The sequence below is a fragment of the Pseudoalteromonas sp. BSi20480 genome, assembly GCF_000241365.1.
Taxonomy (GTDB): domain Bacteria; phylum Pseudomonadota; class Gammaproteobacteria; order Enterobacterales; family Alteromonadaceae; genus Pseudoalteromonas; species Pseudoalteromonas marina.
In genome coordinates this window covers 1-19,668 of sequence record NZ_BADX01000169.1, presented here as the reverse complement: position 1 = coordinate 19,668, position 19,668 = coordinate 1, and the positions used below count along the sequence as shown (strand labels likewise).

Here is a 19,668-nt window from a genome sequence, read left to right as displayed (position 1 = left end):
CTACTCCGTTATATTAACTAGGCAATGCTCGCATTGACGCGGTCGCGTAATTCTTTACCTGGTTTAAAATGAGGTACGTGCTTTCCATCTAACTCTACTGTATCGCCAGTTTTAGGGTTACGACCTGTGCGAGGAGCGCGGAAATGCAAAGAGAAACTACCAAATCCTCTGATCTCTATTCGATCTGAAGAAGATAATGAACCGGCCATTTGTTCTAGAATTTCTTTTACAGCATTTTCAACATCTTTCACTGGAACGTGTGCGTGTTGTTCCGCAAGTGTTTCTATCAATTCTGACTTAGTCATAGCGTTTCCTTAATAAAAAGATATAGGAAGGGCAAAAGTGCCCTCCCAACTAAAAACTAATTATTTATTAGTCTTTTTGTGCATTTGCGAAAGCAGCTGCCATTGCGTTTTCAAACACTGGCTCTTCTTTCTTAAGCTTCTCTAGTACTTCTTTCTCTTCTGCTTCGAAAAGAGCTTTTACAGATAAGCTTAAAGTGCGGTTCTTACGATCAACACCAACGTATTTAACTTCAACTTCGTCGCCTACAGAAACAACAGTAGTTGCATCTTCAACGCGCTCTTGAGCGATATCAGCTACACGGATGTAACCTTCAACGCCTTCGATAAGTTCAACAGTTGCGCCTTTCGCATCAACTTCAGTCACTTTACCTTTAACAATAGCACCTTTTTTGTTTGCATCAAGGTAGTTATTGAACGGGTCAGCTTCGATTTGCTTAACACCTAGAGAGATACGTTCACGCTCTGGGTCAACTTGCAATACGATAGCAGTGATTTCGTCGCCTTTCTTGAATTCACGTACAGCTTCTTCGCCAGGTGTGTTCCAAGAAATATCTGAAAGGTGTACAAGACCGTCAATACCACCGTCAAGACCGATAAAGATACCGAAGTCAGTGATTGATTTGATCTTACCAGTAACTTGGTCGCCTTTGTTTTGTAGACGAGCAAATTCCTGCCAAGGATTAGCAATACATTGCTTAAGACCTAGAGAAATACGACGACGTTCTTCGTCGATTTCAAGAACCATAACTTCAACTGTGTCACCTAGTGAAACAACTTTTGAAGGGTGGATGTTCTTGTTAGTCCAATCCATTTCAGAAACGTGTACTAGACCTTCAACGCCTTCTTCAATTTCTACGAAGCAACCGTAATCAGTAAGGTTAGTTACACGACCAGAAAGTTTAGAACCTTCTGGGTAACGACCAGCGATAGCTGCCCATGGATCTTCACCAAGCTGTTTAAGGCCTAGAGATACACGAGTTTTATCTTTGTCGAATTTAAGAACTTTAACTGCGATTTCGTCACCAACATTAACGATTTCTGAAGGGTGCTTAACACGCTTCCACGCCATATCAGTAATGTGTAGTAGACCATCAACACCACCAAGGTCAACGAACGCACCGTAGTCAGTAAGGTTCTTAACGATACCTTTAACTTCTTGACCTTCAACAAGGTTAGCAAGAAGCTCTTCACGTTCTTGTGAGTTTTCTGATTCGATAACTGCACGACGTGAAACAACAACGTTGTTACGTTTTTGATCAAGCTTGATTACTTTAAATTCAAGCTCTTTGCCTTCAAGGTGAGTTGTGTCACGTACTGGACGAACATCAACAAGTGAACCAGGTAGGAAAGCACGGATTGAATCAACTTCAACAGTGAAACCGCCTTTAACTTTACCGTTGATAACACCAGTAACAGTCTCTTGCTCTTCACAAGCTTTCTCAAGACGGATCCACGCTTCGTGACGCTTCGCTTTCTCACGAGAAAGGATAGTTTCACCGAAACCGTCTTCGATTGCATCTAGTGCAACATCTACTTCGTCGCCAACAGCAACTTCTAGTTCACCAGCAGCATTTTTGAACTGCTCTGCAGGGATAGCACTTTCTGATTTAAGACCAGCATCTACAAGTACAATGTTGTTCTCGATTGAGATTACTGTACCTTTAACAATAGAGCCTTGCTCTGCTTCAAAACCCTTTAAGCTTTCTTCAAATAACTGCGCAAAATTTTCTGACATACGAATATACGTCTCATATATTAATACCAATAAGCAACCATGCTGCATGGGGTTGTTAAAATAGCACTGGCATCCTGCTGGTGCATAAAATGTGTTTAACTTCGTTTAGGAAGTTTACCTTCAGAGATAGCTGCATCTAATAAAGTAATAACTTTATCAAACACTTGCTGTGCATTTAGCTCGCTAGTATCGAGTTCAATTGCATCTTCTGCAGGCACAAGCGGTGCGACGGCGCGATTCATATCACGGTCATCACGAGCTTGAATGTCTTCTAATAGACCACCTAGTGTAACATCAAGCCCACGCTCATTCAACTCAACAAAGCGTCTACGAGCACGCTCTTGTGCGCTCGCTGTCAAATAGATTTTTAATGGCGCATCTGGGAATACAACAGTACCCATATCACGGCCGTCTGCTATTAAACCATTTTCGGTTCTAAAAGCGCGTTGACGCCTTAATAGCGCTTCACGAACACGAGGAAGAGCTGCTACTTTTGATGCAGCTGCACCCACTTCTTCATTACGAATAGTCGTGGTTACATCCTCTCCCTCTAGAATAACTTTTCCAGCATTAGTTTGGCTATCTACCAAAAACTGCACGTCTAAATTTGCAGCCAGTGGTACAAGTGCCTCTTCGTTATCTAATGCGATTTGGTGATGAAGTGCTGCAAGGGATAAAACGCGGTAAATTGCACCACTATCCAATACATCCCAACCCAACTTATCGGCTAACAAACGACAAACAGTTCCCTTACCAGAACCACTTGGGCCATCAACGGTGATCACGGGCATTAATAACGCCTGCATTTAAACCTCCTGCAATGCACACCTAAATAAACCGCGACATTATACGTCAGTTATTAAAATATATCTGCTATTAGTGTGTAACTTTTTATAAATAGTTATAAAAAGCCTATTCACTCACTGATGCTAATACATTGAAAAACGTAGGAAATGTTTTATAGGTACACTTAGGGTCATTGATTGTTATAGGCTTTCCGCCCACTGCAACCATGGCAAAACACATAGCAATCCGGTGATCATCGTAAGTATCAATAGCGACATCGTTAAATGTTAATGGCGGAGTTATTTCAATAAAATCCTCCCCCTCAACAACTTTTGCACCTACTTTACGAAGTTCTGTACTCATAGCGTAAAGACGGTCTGTTTCTTTTACACGCCAATTATAAATATTACGAATAGCTGTGGGACCTTTAGCAAATAAAGCAACGGTAGCCAACGTCATTGCAGCATCTGGAATGGCATTGGCGTCTATGTCGACCCCTTTTAACTCGCCTTTCCTCACAACTAAACGTTCATCGTACCAATCGATTTGTGCACCGACTTGTTCCATCACCTTCGCAAAGCCAATATCACCCTGAACCGATTTAGCACCCACACCTTTAATTTCAATCTCGCCACCAGCAATGGCTGCGGCTGCAACAAAATAAGAAGCCGATGATGCGTCACCTTCAACCATTATGCGTTCAGGTGATTTATACTGTTGGCCACCTTTTACTTTAAATAGTGAATAGTCTGAATGTTCAACGGTAATACCAAAACGCGCCATAACCCCTAAAGTAATATCAACATATGGCTTAGACACTAATGTGCCTTTAATTGTAATTTGCGTATCACCACTGAATAATGGAGCTGCCATTAATAAAGCGGTTAAAAATTGACTTGAAATACTGCCATCAATTTCAACTTCGCCACCATTAATTTGCCCACCAACAATTTTAAGCGGTGGATAGTCTTTGTGCTTTGTATAGGTAATATCACCACCAAGGGCTTGAAGCGCATCAACTAAGTGCCCTATTGGGCGCTCTTCCATGCGTGGCTCACCGACTAACTCATATTCACCTTTAACAGCAGCTAAAACAGCTGTTAACGGACGATATGCTGTACCCGCATTACCTAAAAATAAAGGTTTATTAGGTTTTTTGAACTCACCACCAACACCATGAACAGTTGCAACTGTTCGGTCTTCATTAAGTGTTACTGTTACACCTAAAAGCTCTAGTGCTCCCAACATGTGACGAATATCATCACTATCGAGTAAGTTCTCTACTACTGTTGTTCCGTTAGCCAGAGCAGCCAGCAGTAAAATACGATTAGATAAACTTTTTGACCCTGGTAATGTCACAGAGCCGTTAACACGCGATATTGGTTCTAAACGAAGTTGCTCCATTAGCTATTCTCCTTCGCAAATGCTGCCATGAAATCAACAAGCGCTTGTACGCCTTCAAGTGGCATTGCGTTATAAATACTTGCGCGCATACCGCCTACTATTCTGTGCCCTTCAAGCGCTAATAAACCAGCTTCTTTAGATTGTGATACAAACTTTTCATTTAAGCTTTCGTCATTAAGCCAAAATGGGACGTTCATACGTGAGCGGCAATGCTTGGCTACTTTATTTGAATAAAAAGGAGACTCATCAATAAAATTATAAAGAAGTTCAGCCTTAGCGATATTCTGGGCTTCCATCGCTTTTACACCACCTTGGGCTTCTAACCATTCAAACACTTCTGCAGCTAAGTACCATGCAAATGTGGGTGGTGTATTAAACATACTGCCCTGCTTCGCTTCGAGTGCATAATCTAAAATACCAGGCTTAGCTAAACCTTCACGATCAAGTAATGTTTTGCGCACAATAACGATAGCGATACCTGATGGACCGATATTTTTTTGCGCACCAGCGTAAATTAAATCAAATTTATCTACATCAATTTCGCGCGATAAAATTGTTGACGACATATCAGCAACAATTGGTGCCGTTGGATGACTTGGTACCTCAAAAATTTCTAAACCATCTACGGTTTCGTTCGGACAATAATGAATATATGAGGCATCTGCAGGTAAAACCCAATCAGCTACATTTTTAATTGAGAATTTTCCATCTGCATCGTTACGTACATCAACACTGGTTGTTGAAGTAAACTTGTTAGCTTCGTCTGTCGCGCTTTTAGACCACACACCATTTTCGCAGTAGATAGCTTTTTTATCTGCTTGATGAAGATTGAGGGGCACTGCACTAAACTGACCGCGACCACCACCATGCATAAATAAAACTTCAAATTCATCACTAATATTCATTAAGCGTCTTAAGCTTGCTTCACATTTTGCAGTTAATGCCAAAAATTCTTTACTACGGTGGCTAATTTCCATTACAGAAACGCCCATGTCTTGCCAATCTAAGAATTCTTTTTGTGCTTTTTGCATTACCGCTTGCGGAAGCATAGCCGGCCCTGCACAAAAATTATATTTACTCATTACCTTTGCCTCATTCCAGTAATTTATACACTCAACATGAAAATATTAAATCCACGCTGTATTAATTTTTTTCAACAACATTAAAAAAAGCGGCCAAGGCCGCTTTTTCAATCTCAATTATTCTGAAGGAGGATTATCATCCACGACTTCATCTATAACTGTATCAACTGTTTCAACGTCTTCAGTATTGATTAAGTCACTTTCTGTAACTTCAATTTCTTCTATACGTTGTAAACCAACTACTTGCTCTTCGTCAATAGTTCTGATCAAAATAACACCTTGTGTGTTACGACCAACTGTTGAAACTTCGTTCACACGAGTACGCACTAACGTTCCGCGATTTGAAATAAGCATTATTTCGTCGTTGTCATCAACTTGAACAGCACCTACTACAGCACCATTACGCTCACTCACCTTAATTGATACAACACCTTGTGTTGCACGACTCTTAGATGGGTAATCTTCAAGTTGAGTTCGTTTACCATAACCATTTTCAGTTACAGTCAATATTGCGCCATCAGTTTTTGGCACGATGAGCGATACAACACGTTGCTCGTCGGTCATTTTAATACCGCGTACACCCGTTGCCGTTCTGCCCATTGGACGAACACCCTTGAAACGAATTTCTGGGTTACCTTCTTCGTCTAATACTGGGTTTCCATTTTCATCAACAACAGCAGATTCTTCAGCTTCTTTAAAGCGGACAACCTTACCCGCATCGGTAAACAACATTATTTCGTTGGTACCATCAGTAATATCAACACCAATTAAGCTATCACCCTCATTTAGGTTAACGGCAATAATTCCGCTAGCACGTTGACGGCTGTAGGCTGTTAAAGGTGTTTTCTTCACTGTACCAAATGCTGTTGCCATAAAGATGTATTTATCTTCTTCGTACTCACGTACTGGCAAAATAGCGGTAATACGTTCGTCAGCTTCTAAAGGTAATAAGTTTACAATTGGCTTACCGCGTGCTGCACGACTTGCTAGTGGTAATTGATATACTTTTAACCAATATAAACGCCCTGCTGTAGAGAAACATAAAATAGTATCATGCGTGTTTGCAACTAATAAACGCTCAATAAAATCTTCGTCTTTCATTTTTGTTGCAGATTTACCTTTACCACCACGACGCTGCGCTTCGTAATCAGACAACGCTTGATACTTAACATAGCCTTCGTGAGAAAGTGTAACCACAACATTTTCTTCAGTTATTAGGTCTTCAAGGCTGATATCATGCGCGGCTGCGTTGATTTCAGTACGGCGTTCATCACCATATTGCGCCTTAATTTCAACTAACTCGTCACGAATTACTTCCATTAAGCGCTCTGGGCTTGCCAGTATGTGTAACAGTTCAGCAATTAAATCAAGCAGTGTTTGGTATTCACTTAAGATTTTTTCGTGCTCAAGACCTGTTAGCTTGTGTAATCGTAAGTCAAGAATCGCTTGGGCTTGTTGCTCAGAAATAAAGTATTGGCCGTCGCGTATACCTAAATCATCAGCTAACCAATCTGGGCGAGCAACGTTAGCCTCACCTGCTTTTTCAAGCATTGCTTTAACATTACCTAATTCCCACGAACGTGCAGTTAACGCTATTTTTGCTTCTGCTGGTGTTGGAGACTTACGAATAAGTTCAATAATTGGGTCAATGTTGGCAAGTGCAATTGCTAGACCTTCTAGCATGTGTGCACGGTCGCGCGCTTTACGTAAATCAAATACTGTACGACGAGTTACTACTTCACGACGGTGAATAATAAACTCTTCAAGCATTTCTTTTAAATTAAAACACTTAGGCTGGTTATTGATGAGTGCAACCATGTTCATACCAAACACTGTTTGTAACTGTGTTTGTGCATATAGGTTATTTAGAATCACTTCACCTACGTCACCACGCTTTATCTCAATAACGATACGCATACCGTCTTTATCTGATTCATCACGTAGTGCACTAATGCCTTCAATTTTTTTATCTTTAACAAGCTCCGCTATTTTTTCAATTAAGCGTGCTTTGTTAACTTGATAAGGGATTTCATGAACAATAATTGTTTCACGACCCGTTTTTTCGTCTGTTTCGATGTCAGCGCGTGCACGCATGTACACCTTGCCACGACCAGTTTGATACGCTTGTTCAATCCCTTTTTTACCGTTAATGATTGCAGCTGTAGGGAAATCTGGACCAGGAATGTAATCCATTAACTCAGTTATGGTTAAATCTGGATTAACAATTAATGCTAAACAACCATTGATAACTTCAGTTAAGTTATGTGGTGGGATGTTTGTCGCCATACCTACGGCTATACCAGAAGAACCATTTACAAGTAAATTAGGTACCTTCGTTGGTAAAACGTCAGGAATTTGCTCTGTGCCATCGTAGTTAGGAACGAAATCAACCGTTTCTTTCTCAAGATCCGCTAATAACTCATGAGACATTTTAGCCATACGTACTTCGGTGTAACGCATAGCAGCAGCTGAATCACCATCAACAGAACCAAAGTTACCCTGGCCGTCTACAAGCATATAACGAAGTGAGAATGGCTGTGCCATACGAACTATCGTGTCATAAACTGCGCTATCGCCGTGTGGGTGGTATTTACCGATTACATCACCGACAACACGTGCCGACTTTTTGTAAGGCTTGTTCCAATCATTACTAAGCTCGTTCATTGCAAACAAAACGCGGCGGTGAACTGGCTTTAAGCCATCACGTACGTCTGGTAATGCACGTCCTACAATTACACTCATTGCGTAATCTAAGTAGGAGTTTTTTAACTCGTCTTCAATATTGACTGGCAGAATTTCATTGGCGAGATCAGTCATTTGATATCACATTCCTTCAGTAGCAGCTCTTAATAACCCAGTATTAGGTTTTAAAGAGTATTGTTATTATTACTAACAGACATGCTATCACAATTAATTTTAATTTACAGGCGCAAAACTTTGCGATTTATCAATTTAGGCCTATATAATGGCCTCAGATTGACGAGGAAGTATTTTATGACCGAACATCAAAATGTAGATCACGCAGAAATAGCAAAATTTGAAGCCATCGCAGAGCGTTGGTGGGATTTAGAGGGTGAGTTTAAACCTCTTCACGAAATTAATCCGTTACGCCTAGATTTTATTGCAAATAAAACGCAAGGTTTATTTGATAAAGAAACACTCGATGTTGGCTGTGGTGGGGGTATTTTAAGCCAAAGTATGGCACGTATGGGGGCAAAGGTAACAGGTATTGATATGGGACAAGAGCCTTTGACTGTCGCTAAATTACACAGCCTAGAAACGGGTGTAGATGTAGATTACATAAAAATACCCGCAGAACAGTTCGCTGAAGAACACCCTGAACGATTTGACGTTGTTACCTGTATGGAAATGCTCGAACACGTTCCAGACCCTGCTTCAATTATTCATGCCGTTGCCAAACTTGCAAAACCTGGCGCTGATGTTTTTTTCTCTACCCTCAATAAAACACCGAAAGCCTACTTGTACGCAATTGTAGGTGCTGAAAAACTATTAAAAATGGTTCCAGAGGGAACTCACGATCACAAAAAGTTTATTAAACCGGCGCAGCTAATTGCGTGGGCCGAGCAAGCGGGCTTAAAAGTACGTGCAAGCTCAGGACTTTCGTATAACCCCTTCTCTAAACAATACACACTTAATAATGATGTTAGTGTTAATTATATCCTTCATTTTGAGAAGTTGGTGTAATGAAGAGCGCAGGTTCATCATTAGCACTTTATCAATATGATGCGTTTTTGTTTGATTTAGACGGCACCTTACTCGACACAGCTGACGATTTAGGCGCTGCACTTAATAGTGTACTACGAGCAAATCAAATTGCCGAAGTAACAAGCGAAATATATCGCCCAGCGGCTTCTAATGGTGCGGCAGCTTTATTGGAAGCGGGTTTTAAAGAATTGTGGCCCTCTCTTGCACAAGCACAGTTGATAAAGCAATTGGTCGATAGCTATGCCCAAAACATTGCGAAATACACCCAATGCTTTGCCGGTATTGAACCACTACTGATCTCACTTGATCACAAAAAGATCAAATGGGGGATCATGACAAACAAGCCTGGCTTTTTAACTGAGCCGCTTGTCGCTGCGATCCCCGCTTTAAAAAATGCGGCAGTTGTAATTAGCGGTGATACGCTTGAAGAAGCCAAACCCTCTCCTCTACCTTTACTTCATTGCGCAAAACTAATGGACGTAATACCAGATCGCTGTTTATACATAGGTGATGCCGAACGAGACATTCAAGCGGGTAAAGCAGCAGGTATGCCTACAGCTACTGCTCTGTGGGGGTACATTCCAAGCGATGAAGAAGCACTTACTTGGAAAGCTGATTTTAACTGGCGTAGCCCTATTGACGCATTTAACCATATATAGTGCCCATTTTAGATATAAACACTATATATTGTGATTGTGTTAGTTTTTACGCAAAGCTTGATGATAAAAAAAGCAGCCGAAATTTATTTTCAAAATGTGTAAATTTAGTCGATCCTGAGTTGATTTTTAAAAATTTCAACTTCAATGAATGATCAAAGGTTAATGCCTACTAACACAAATACGTTATCCCAACGTTATCCACAAATAGGGGCAATTATGCCCCTTGCAAATCAACTCAGACCACACTATCTTGTGATCTCTAAATTGAACAACACCAGATATTGTGGCCAAATGTTATTCAATTAAATTTACCTCATTGGGTAAAACTTATAAAAAATGAGCACTACTTCTCTTTTTGAGACGTACAACATTGGTCAAAAATACATTATCCCCAAGGAATACAGGCAAAGCTATGAACCAACAGTTATCTGTAAGCAAACGTGACGGGCGCAAAGAGCCTCTTGATCTTGATAAGATCCATCGCGTTATAGAATGGGCCGCCGAAGGTTTAAATAACGTTTCGGTTTCACAGGTTGAATTAAAGTCACATATTCAATTTTATGATGGTATTCGTACAAAAGATATTCACGAAACGATTATCAAAGCGGCTGCCGATCAGATTTCTAAAGAATCACCTGATTACCAGTATCTTGCTGCACGTTTAGCTGTATTCCACTTACGTAAAAAAGCATACGGTCAATTTGAGCCACCGCGTTTATTTGATCACGTAACAAAAATGGTGAGTGATAAACGTTACGATGCTCACTTACTTGCTGACTATACAGAGCAAGAATTTGACGAATTAGACGAATACCTTGACCACTCACGCGATCTTAATTTTAGTTACGCTGCAGTTAAGCAATTAGAAGGTAAATACCTAGTTCAAAACCGTGTAACGGGTGAAATTTATGAAAGCGCACAGTTTTTATATATTTTAGTGGCTGCAAGCTTATTTGCAGATTACCCACGAGAAACACGAGTTTCATACATAAAGCGTTTTTACGACGCGGTATCGTTATTTAAAATTTCATTGCCTACGCCAATCATGGCTGGTGTACGTACGCCTACTCGTCAATTTAGCTCTTGCGTACTTATTGAATGTGGCGACAGCCTTGATTCAATCAATGCTACATCGTCAGCTATTGTAAAATATGTTTCTCAGCGTGCTGGTATCGGTATTAATGCTGGTCGTATCCGTGCATTAGGAAGCCATATCCGTAATGGCGAAGCATACCACACAGGTTGTATCCCTTTTTACAAGCACTTTCAAACAGCTGTTAAGAGTTGTTCGCAAGGTGGTGTTCGCGGCGGCGCAGCAACCCTATTCTACCCGCTATGGCATTTAGAAGTAGAGAACCTTTTAGTTCTTAAAAATAACCGTGGTGTTGATGACAACCGTGTTCGTCATTTAGATTACGGCGTACAATTTAATAAGTTAATGTATTCTCGTTTGATTAAAGACGATTACATCACGTTATTTAGTCCATCAGACGTGCCAGGTCTTTACGATGCGTTTTTTGAAGATCAAGACGAATTTGATGCGTTATATGTTAAATACGAACAAGACGAGTCTATTCGTAAAAAGCGTATTAAAGCCATTGAATTGTTCTCTGTGTTTGCACAAGAACGTGCAAGTACTGGCCGCATATACTTACAGAATGTAGATCACTGTAATACACATAGCCCGTTTATAGCGAAAGTTGCACCAATTCGTCAGTCTAACTTGTGTTTAGAAATTGCATTACCGACTAAACCACTTAACAACGTTAACGACGAAGAAGGCGAAATTGCATTATGTACATTGTCTGCTTTCAACCTAGGTGCGCTTGAGTCTCTAGATGAACTAGAAGAGCTTGCGGAGCTAGCAGTACGTGCACTCGATAACCTACTCGACTTTCAAGACTACCCAGTACCAGCTGCCAAAAACGCAACAATGGGACGTCGTACGTTAGGAATAGGTGTAATCAACTATGCCTACTACTTAGCTAAAAATGGTAAGCGTTATTCAGACGGCAGTGCAAATGCACTCACACATAAAACATTCGAAGCTATTCAATACTACTTGATGAAAGCGTCAAACGAACTTGCAAAAGAACGTGGTGCATGTCCTAAGTTTAACGAAACAACGTATTCTCAGGGCATTATGCCAACAGATACGTATAAAACAGACTTAGATAAAATTTGTGATGAGCCACTGCACCTTGATTGGGATGCACTGCGTAAGAGCATACAAGAACACGGTATGCGTAACTCAACACTAAGCGCATTAATGCCATCAGAAACGTCATCGCAAATCTCAAACGCAACAAATGGTATCGAGCCACCACGCGGTCACATTAGTGTTAAAGCAAGTAAAGATGGTATTTTAAAACAAGTTGTACCTGAGTACGAACGTTTGAAAGACAACTATGAGTTACTTTGGGACATACCTTCTAATGATGGTTACTTACAGCTTGTCGGTATCATGCAAAAATTTGTTGACCAAACTATTTCTGCAAACACAAATTATGATCCAAATAAATTTGAAGGCGGTAAAGTACCTATGAAAGTCTTATTAAAAGACTTACTTAGCGCCTACAAATTGGGGGTCAAAACGTTGTATTACCATAATACCCGTGATGGCGCATCTGATGCACAAGACGACACTCCAGAAGTGGAAGATGACGATTGTGCAGGCGGCGCGTGTAAAATATAGTCGTTAATTTTATCTTAAGCGGGCATGCAGCCCGCTTTGTTCTGATAGTTTTTTGAGTGATAAACATGTCTTATACTACTTTTAGTCGTAATCATAATAACCAAATGCAAGAGCCAATGTTTTTTGGCCAGACCGTTAACGTATCGCGTTACGATCAACAAAAATATCCTATTTTTGAAAAGTTAATTGAAAAGCAACTGTCTTTCTTTTGGCGACCAGAAGAAGTAGATGTGAGTAAAGACCGTTTAGATTTTCAGGCGCTACCAGAGCATGAAAAGCACATATTTTTAAGTAACTTAAAATATCAAACACTGCTTGATAGTGTACAAGGCCGCTCTCCTAACGTTGCGCTACTACCTATCGTGTCTATCCCAGAACTTGAAACCTGGATAGAAACGTGGGCATTTAGTGAAACAATTCACAGCCGTTCATACACCCATATTATTCGTAACGTAACACAATCACCAGAGCTTATTTTTGATGACATCGTTAGCAACGATAAAATTAGCGAGCGCGCTGATGCAGTAACAACTTATTACGATGATTTAATTAACTCTGTTTCACTTTACAACCTTTACGGTGAAGGCAAGCATGAAATCAACGGTAAAACAGTGGTTGTAAACTTATTCGAGCTGAAAAAGAAACTTTACCTCGCTATGATGTCGGTAAACATTCTTGAAGCAATTCGTTTTTATGTCAGCTTTGCTTGTTCATTTGCATTTGCTGAGCGTGAACTTATGGAAGGTAACGCCAAGATAATTGAGCTCAAATCCCGTCAGCCATACACACACAATAGCGAAATTTTAAAAACTAATCAAGCTAAATCAAACACAAACAACGTGTTCAACTTGTGTGGAACCACACATAAAATCACAAAAAATGCCACACAACTTAAAATAGCAGCATAAAAAAATAAATATGTGGCTTTATCCCGGAATAAATAAAAAATGAAATATACTACTTTTAATCAAAAAAATAATGACGCTTTAAAAGAACCGATGTTCTTTGGCAACCCTGTGAATGTATCACGTTATGATGTTCAAAAACACGTGGCATTCGAAAACTTAATTGAGAAACAACTGTCTTTCTTCTGGCGACCAGAAGAAGTTGATGTATCAAAAGATCGCGGGGATTGGCAAAGTCTATCTGATGCCGAAAAGCACATTTTCATCTCTAACCTTAAATATCAAATCTTACTTGATAGTATGGCCGCACGTTCAGTTAATGCGGTGTTACTCCCATTGGCTTCCTTACCTGAAGTTGAAACATGGATAGAAACATGGGCATTTAGTGAGACGATTCATTCTCGTTCATATACACATATTTTAAGAAATTTATTCACCAACCCTGGTGAAGTATTTGATGAAATAATCATTAACCCTGCAATATTGAAACGTGCTGAAAGTATTGCGCTTTACTTTGATGATTTAATTTTATATTCACAGTTATATAACTTACATGGCGAAGGTAAACATACATCTGAAGGTGTTGAATATGATGTTACTTTACGCAAATTAAAGGAAAAGTTATACCTTGCGGTGTGCTCTGTTAATGCTTTAGAAGCTATTCGTTTTTACGTTAGTTTCGCCTGTTCGTTTGCGTTTTCAGAGAGATCTTTACTTGAGGGGAACAGCAAACTAATTGGCTTAAATTCAATACAAAAAACATCACACTACACTGGTCGGTCGGCCGCAAACACTCCAAAATCAAGCAACCAACCGACTTTCAACTTATGTGAAACATCACATAAATATAACATTGCTGCATAACACAAGTATTTATGTGAGGTTTAAAAAATGAAATACAGCACCTTTAATCAAACACAAAATAACGCTTTGACAGAGCCAATGTTTATGGGTCAAAGCGTCAATGTTTCTCGATATGATCAGCAAAAGCATATGGTATTCGAGAACCTTATTGAAAAGCAGTTATCGTTCTTCTGGCGACCAGAAGAAGTGGACGTATCGAAAGATAGAGCCGATTGGCAAACGCTAAGTGAAGCTGAAAAGCACATCTTTATCTCAAATTTGAAATATCAAACCCTGCTTGATTCTATTGCGGCTCGTTCAGTTAGTGCTGCATTTTTACCACTGGTCTCAATACCCGAACTCGAAACATGGATAGAGACATGGGCTTTTTCTGAAACTATTCATAGCCGTTCTTATACGCATATTTTGCGAAACCTATTTACTGACCCAAGCGAAGTGTTTGACGATATCGTCATTAACCCTGCGATCATCAAACGTGCTGTTAGTATATCTAAATACTTTGACGAACTTATTCAAATCACGCAAGTGTATAACATACATGGTGAAGGTGTTCATGAAATTGATGGTAAAAAAATCGAAGTGACTGAACGCAAAGTTAAAGAGAAGCTTTATTTAGCTGTTTGCTCAACAAACGCACTAGAAGCGATTCGATTTTACGTGTCATTTGCTTGTTCGTTTGCCTTTGCAGAACGCTCATTGCTTGAGGGGAATAGTAAACTGATAAAGCTTATTTCGCGAGATGAATCCGTGCACCTTTCAAGCACACAAGCCATACTAAACCTATGGTCTAGCGGCAAAGACGACTCCGAAATGAAGGAGGTGTCAGACGAACTAAAAGAAGAAGGTCGTCAGATATTTCTTGAAGTAGTTGAGCAAGAAAAGGAATGGGCTGACTACTTATTCAAAGATGGTTCAATGATTGGTTTGAATGCTAATATTCTGAAGGCATATATCGAATACATCAGTAACCAGCGAATGGCTGCGATAGGTTTAGATACACCTTTCGATGTAAAGAGCAACCCACTGCCTTGGATAAGCTCATATCTTGTAAGTGACAATGTTCAAGTAGCTCCTCAGGAAGCTGAGATAAGCAGCTACTTGGTTGGTCAAATTAATTCAGAAGTCGATGTAACAGACTTCGATGATTTTGACTTGTAGTAGCCATGCAGTTAAAGATAGATGGCAAGTTGATTGGAACTTGCCATCCTGACAAAACAATACTTGAGAATATGGAAGCTTTAGAATTAGCGCCTTATTATATGTGCAGAGATGGATTTTGCGGAGCTTGCAGAATTAAAATAAAAAGCGGCACAGTTATCTACCCTTCCGAGCCTTTATGCTTTGTTCGTGATGGCGAAGTTCTTACTTGTTGCTCAAAAGCTGAAACAGATATTGATCTAGAAACAGACTAATCTAGTCACCATAATCACATCACCATGTACTAGCTCAGACTTGATCTGACAGTTACCCGTTTTATAATCGGGACTGTCAGTTTAGATTTGAGCTAGTACATATCAGGTAGTGGTAACGCCTTCACTTGTTGCGAGTTGAGCGCCCAACGGGCGCTTTTTTGATGGCGATTGTTAGCTATTTTTTTTATCATCTTCTTTAATGCCTTTTATCCAAGACTTAGGCATGAATGCAATGGCTAGGAATAATAAAATCCCCCCCAATTTTCCAAAAACTTCAACAGCTAACAACATAGCAAAAATTAACCCAGTGATCATTGCAAAATATACAATCAGAATACGAACTGCTGTATGCTCAAAAACCCCTTTCCAAAAACCGTGTTTAGCTATAGATGCAGAAAGAGAAATAAAAAATATCACAAGTAAAGCTAAGCCGATTAACCCTCCTGTAAATTCACAGATATCATTCTGACAAGTGCCACCACGAGTTTGTGCATTCACTGTAATTGGTATGAGCACCCCAAAAATAAAGGAAAACAGTGGTTTGATTGCATTACACCATATAGCTCTGACTCTGCTAAAAATATAAAAAGTATTACTTTTATGAATTATCATTCAGTTCCCTATTATCTAGAATATCTTCGGTTTACGCTACCACAGCTGAAATTTCGCTACCTGATTTCCCTAATTTGACATCAATTCTATGAGCCATCTGGCTTTTTAACTCAGTTACATGAGAAATGATGCCTATCATACGTCCAGTTGATTGAATATCAATTAAAGTACGAACGGCTAAGTCTAGTGATTCAGGATCTAAACTACCGAAACCTTCATCAATGAATAACGTATCGAGCTTTATTCCACCGGAGTATGACTGAACGACATCAGATAGACCTAAGGCTAATGACAATGCTGCCATGAAAGATTCACCACCAGAAAGGGTAGCTACCGGACGAGACTTGCCTGTATAAGCATCATCAACTTCCAATTCTAGGCCTGATGCTTTATTTCCTTTTGCACGCTCCTCTTTTCTAATTAATTGATATCGACCTCTGCTCATTATTGATAGTCGTTGTGAAGCTTGTATCAAAACATCATCCAGTAGGACACTAAGCACAAATCGTTGAAGGCTCACTTTATCCCCAGTTAAACCATTCGATACTTCATATAATGTTCCTACCGTTTTATATTGTTTTTCCAGCTCTTCATTTTTTTTATGTGCTTCAACTAATTTTTTCTGAACAGATATAAGCTGATTATTACGTTCTTCTAATTGGCGCCATTTTTCATCTTTAGCTTTGAAATCGATTTTAGCTTGCGATAACGCATCTTCAACATTTTCTAGATTAGGTTTATTCGTGTCTTTCAATTCCTTAACAAGTAAGGACTTAGCTCCCGTTAAGGTATCAAATTTCGTTTTATACTGGTCAATATCATCATTTAGTTGAGCTTGACTTTCATCGGTGAGTAAAGAGTTTTCAAAGTGATTTAGGTCTTCAAAAACACTTTCGTTTAGTGCTTTTTGCCACGCTAGTTGAGAAGCATCGTCCTGTTTTTCTATATCAAATAATTGGCTGGCTATAGATTTATCTGTGGCATCTGCTTTATCAAATGCCGATTTTTGATCTTCTTTATTTTTCCGAGCTGAGGTAAGCCCGTCATTTAGAGAAGTAATCTGCTGAGTTAATGACTTAATTTCAGTCTGAAGTTTTTCAATATCACGAAAAGCTTCTGGTGTTTGGTTCTCTAGCTGAACAACATGAGAGTTTGCAATAATTAGCAGTTTATCGTCTGAAGATGCTTTTAATTCTAGCGCTTTAATTGTCTGTTCTATTTCCGATAATTTATCTTTATCAGAAATGATGCTACCGCTGATCTCTTTTATATTATCTTTGATAGAAAGTAAGCTTTTAACCTTAGCTTCTTGAATATCATGGGCTGACTTCACTTCTACTATTGATTTGTTAGCGGAATCACCGAGGTCAGCTTTTAACGTAGTAATTAATCCTTGTTTTACTTTTTGATTAGCAAGCGCTTCGTCATATGCTGATTTTGCAACTTCTCTAGTTTTATTTGATTTAGTTACAAGTTCTCTCGCTTTATCGACATCCTCTTTTGTAACAATAGAACTTGTATCACCTGTACTTGCTAATTTAGGGTGTTCCTCACTGCCACATACGGGGCAAGGTTCTCCATCGGATAATTCACTTGCCAGAATGGCCGCTTGGTTAGCGTGCCATGATAACTCAGTTTTTTTAGCCGCTTTAGTTTTAGTGTCTAACTCTAATTCTGACTTATCTAAAGCTGTTTTTTCCTCTGAAGTTAATCGATTTAACTCGGATAACTCATCGCCTAAAGCCTCTAAGTTATTTCTTTTGCTAAGTATTTGACTCAATTTATCTAATTGAATTTGTTCGTTAGCTAAAGGTTGAATTTCGACAGACAGCTTCTCCAGATTTTGCTCTTTGCCAGAGATCTCACTTTTTATTACTTCTATATATTTTTGTTCAGCTTCAAGTGCAGTCTTACTTTCAGTTGCAGTTAGTTTAGCTGATGCAAGTACAGAATTAGCTTGCTGTAAACTCCTCGCAAGTTTTAAATATTGTTCTAAATCTGTTTGTTTTTTCTGTAGAGCATCCGCACCTTTGTGTGCTTCTTCTGCTTTTTCAAAAGTATGTATGGCGGCTTTGAGCTTTTCGCCGAGTTCCAATAGAGCCTTTTTGCTATTTACGAATTGACTCTTTATTTCGGTTAATGCTTTACTTGAGCTGGTAACGGAATCAAAAGTGGGTTTTATTTTTTGCGCAGTAGAGGCTAGTTGTAATTGTAATTTTTTACTTTCGATTTGCTCACTATCTAGCTTATGTTTTTCTAACTCTTTGCTTTTGTTATCCAAGTCTTCAAACTTTTTCAGCAGTTGTTTGGCTTCTTCAACAGCTTTTTCGAAATCGGAAACTGCTTTGTTTGCCGTTGCTTTTTCTTTAAGCGCTTGTGCCAAATCGGGTTTGATTAGCTCAATAGTAGAGCTTACTTCTTCTTCAGTATTTACTTCTGCACCTTCGAGAATGCCTTTAATTTTATTTCTGTGCTCTTCAACCGCTTTTTTTATGTCAGCTGCTTGAAGCTTTAAGGCATCTTCAATTTTTTTATAAATAGATGTTTGAAATAACTGACTAAATATTTTCTCTCTATCTTTTGAATCAGCTAATAACAATTCTCTGAATTTACCTTGAGGTAGAACCATAACTTGCCTGAACTGCTCTACGTCTAGCCCAATTAGCCCCTTAATCTCATTGTCAGCATCCTTAACACTAGAAGACACAATCAAACGGTTGCTGTCTGTACCATCAAGCTCCCACAATGTTGCTTTTGAATTCTGAGATGTTGTACCTTCCCCAACACTTTTTGCTCTTTCTTGCATTGGAACGCGTGTTATACGATAGCTTTTATCAGCTAAGCTAAAATCTAATGTGACTTCGGTTAATAATTTAATATCAGCAAAATCACAACGCATTTGTGAAGCTGAACGTTCAGCTCCCGTTGTTTGGCCATAAAGCGCAAAACAAATTGCATCTAAAATCGAGCTTTTACCTGCACCGGTTGGTCCATTAATCAAAAATAAAGGATTCGATCCTAATTCATCAAATTTTATGTGCTCGGTTCCAGCAAATGGACCAAAGGCTTGAACAGTTAATTTAAGTGGTTTCATTTATATTCCTTTATTTTATTAGTCCATCAATTAATTCAGAAACCAATTGGTTTTGTTCCTCAGACATTTCTTGACCCGCAATTTGAGAATAGAAATCTTTAAACATATCTAACTCCCCTTGCTTCAATGAATCTTGCTTTAACCCGCTTGAGTTAGTTTCAAGCATACCTGGTTTTTCTAAATGCAATACATTGGGGTATACGGCCCTCAATTTACCCATAGGATCCAAAATGGCATGTTTATCAGTCAGTCTTACCAGTAAGTAATCATCGTTGTTAGGGTCTACTTTTCCTTGTTCTATAACCGTATCTAACTCATCCTCGATGACTCTCATATCTCTTAAAGGTTTTAACGGTAAATGAGTTTGTGAAACGAGCCCACTTTTATCC

The 19,668-nt window shown here is 39.3% G+C and carries 15 protein-coding genes and 1 pseudogene; 7 read left to right on the top strand and 9 right to left on the bottom strand.

All coding sequences use genetic code 11. The features are described from left to right. Nucleotides 1-17: 17 nt before the first annotated feature. The 6 genes from ihfB to gyrA form a co-directional block, all read right to left on the bottom strand. A complete protein-coding gene (gene ihfB / locus P20480_RS00865) occupies nt 18-305 on the bottom strand; it encodes an integration host factor subunit beta (protein ID WP_006794165.1) in 288 nt (95 codons plus the stop codon). 67 nt (nt 306-372) lie between these two features. Beyond that, nucleotides 373-2,040 carry a 30S ribosomal protein S1 gene (gene rpsA, locus P20480_RS00870; protein WP_006794164.1) on the bottom strand — a complete coding sequence of 556 codons (1,668 nt, stop codon included), beginning with the start codon at nt 2,038-2,040 and terminating at the stop codon, nt 373-375. 95 nt (nt 2,041-2,135) lie between these two features. Further along, entirely contained in the window at nt 2,136-2,846 is a 711-nt protein-coding gene (cmk, locus tag P20480_RS00875) for a (d)CMP kinase (protein ID WP_008132958.1), read from the bottom strand. Nucleotides 2,847-2,952: 106 nt separating this feature from the next. Continuing rightward, on the bottom strand, nt 2,953-4,230 hold the full coding sequence (aroA, locus tag P20480_RS00880; protein WP_008132957.1) for a 3-phosphoshikimate 1-carboxyvinyltransferase: 1,278 nt from the start codon (nt 4,228-4,230) through the stop codon (nt 2,953-2,955). After that, nucleotides 4,230-5,312: a 3-phosphoserine/phosphohydroxythreonine transaminase gene (gene serC / locus P20480_RS00885; RefSeq protein WP_008132955.1), complete on the bottom strand. Its 1,083-nt coding sequence runs from the start codon at nt 5,310-5,312 to the stop codon at nt 4,230-4,232. The genes aroA and serC overlap by 1 nt, the downstream gene beginning before the upstream one ends. 117 nt (nt 5,313-5,429) lie before the next feature. After that, a complete protein-coding gene (gene gyrA, locus P20480_RS00890) occupies nt 5,430-8,129 on the bottom strand; it encodes a DNA topoisomerase (ATP-hydrolyzing) subunit A (protein ID WP_008132953.1) in 2,700 nt (899 codons plus the stop codon). A gap of 177 nt (nt 8,130-8,306) precedes the next feature. On the opposite strand from gyrA, the gene ubiG reads away from it, so the two are divergent. The 7 genes and pseudogenes from ubiG to yfaE all read left to right on the top strand — a co-directional run bounded on the left by ubiG (nt 8,307) and on the right by yfaE (nt 15,573). After that, entirely contained in the window at nt 8,307-9,017 is a 711-nt protein-coding gene (gene ubiG, locus P20480_RS00895; protein ID WP_008132951.1) for a bifunctional 2-polyprenyl-6-hydroxyphenol methylase/3-demethylubiquinol 3-O-methyltransferase UbiG, read from the top strand. Next, the gene (locus P20480_RS00900) at nt 9,017-9,697 is read left to right on the top strand and encodes an HAD-IA family hydrolase (protein WP_008132949.1); all 681 of its coding nucleotides are present in this window, start codon (nt 9,017-9,019) and stop codon (nt 9,695-9,697) included. The genes ubiG and P20480_RS00900 overlap by 1 nt, the downstream gene beginning before the upstream one ends. Before the next feature lie 412 nt (nt 9,698-10,109). Continuing rightward, nucleotides 10,110-12,392 carry a class 1a ribonucleoside-diphosphate reductase subunit alpha gene (nrdA, locus tag P20480_RS00905; RefSeq protein ID WP_008132948.1) on the top strand — a complete coding sequence of 761 codons (2,283 nt, stop codon included), beginning with the start codon at nt 10,110-10,112 and terminating at the stop codon, nt 12,390-12,392. A 65-nt stretch (nt 12,393-12,457) separates the two neighbouring features. Further along, nucleotides 12,458-13,300, top strand: coding sequence for a class Ia ribonucleoside-diphosphate reductase subunit beta (nrdB, locus tag P20480_RS18880; protein WP_083830943.1), 843 nt, complete (start codon nt 12,458-12,460; stop codon nt 13,298-13,300). Nucleotides 13,301-13,339: 39 nt separating this feature from the next. After that, nucleotides 13,340-14,074, top strand: a pseudogene (gene nrdB, locus P20480_RS00910) (class Ia ribonucleoside-diphosphate reductase subunit beta); the annotation flags it as partial. Nucleotides 14,075-14,188: 114 nt separating this feature from the next. Beyond that, entirely contained in the window at nt 14,189-15,319 is a 1,131-nt protein-coding gene (gene nrdB / locus P20480_RS00915; RefSeq protein WP_008132943.1) for a class Ia ribonucleoside-diphosphate reductase subunit beta, read from the top strand. Between the two features lie 5 nt (nt 15,320-15,324). Then, a complete protein-coding gene (yfaE, locus tag P20480_RS18875) occupies nt 15,325-15,573 on the top strand; it encodes a class I ribonucleotide reductase maintenance protein YfaE (protein ID WP_050547954.1) in 249 nt (82 codons plus the stop codon). 171 nt (nt 15,574-15,744) lie between these two features. Here the strand turns inward: yfaE and P20480_RS00920 are convergent, their stop codons facing one another. The 3 genes from P20480_RS00920 to P20480_RS00930 all read right to left on the bottom strand — a co-directional run. Beyond that, a complete protein-coding gene (locus tag P20480_RS00920) occupies nt 15,745-16,185 on the bottom strand; it encodes a hypothetical protein (protein WP_008132942.1) in 441 nt (146 codons plus the stop codon). Nucleotides 16,186-16,216: 31 nt separating this feature from the next. Beyond that, a complete protein-coding gene (locus P20480_RS00925) occupies nt 16,217-19,279 on the bottom strand; it encodes an AAA family ATPase (protein WP_008132940.1) in 3,063 nt (1,020 codons plus the stop codon). Nucleotides 19,280-19,289: 10 nt separating this feature from the next. Then, nucleotides 19,290-19,668: exonuclease SbcCD subunit D C-terminal domain-containing protein (locus tag P20480_RS00930; RefSeq protein ID WP_033025898.1), on the bottom strand; the 379-nt coding region annotated here is incomplete at its 5' end.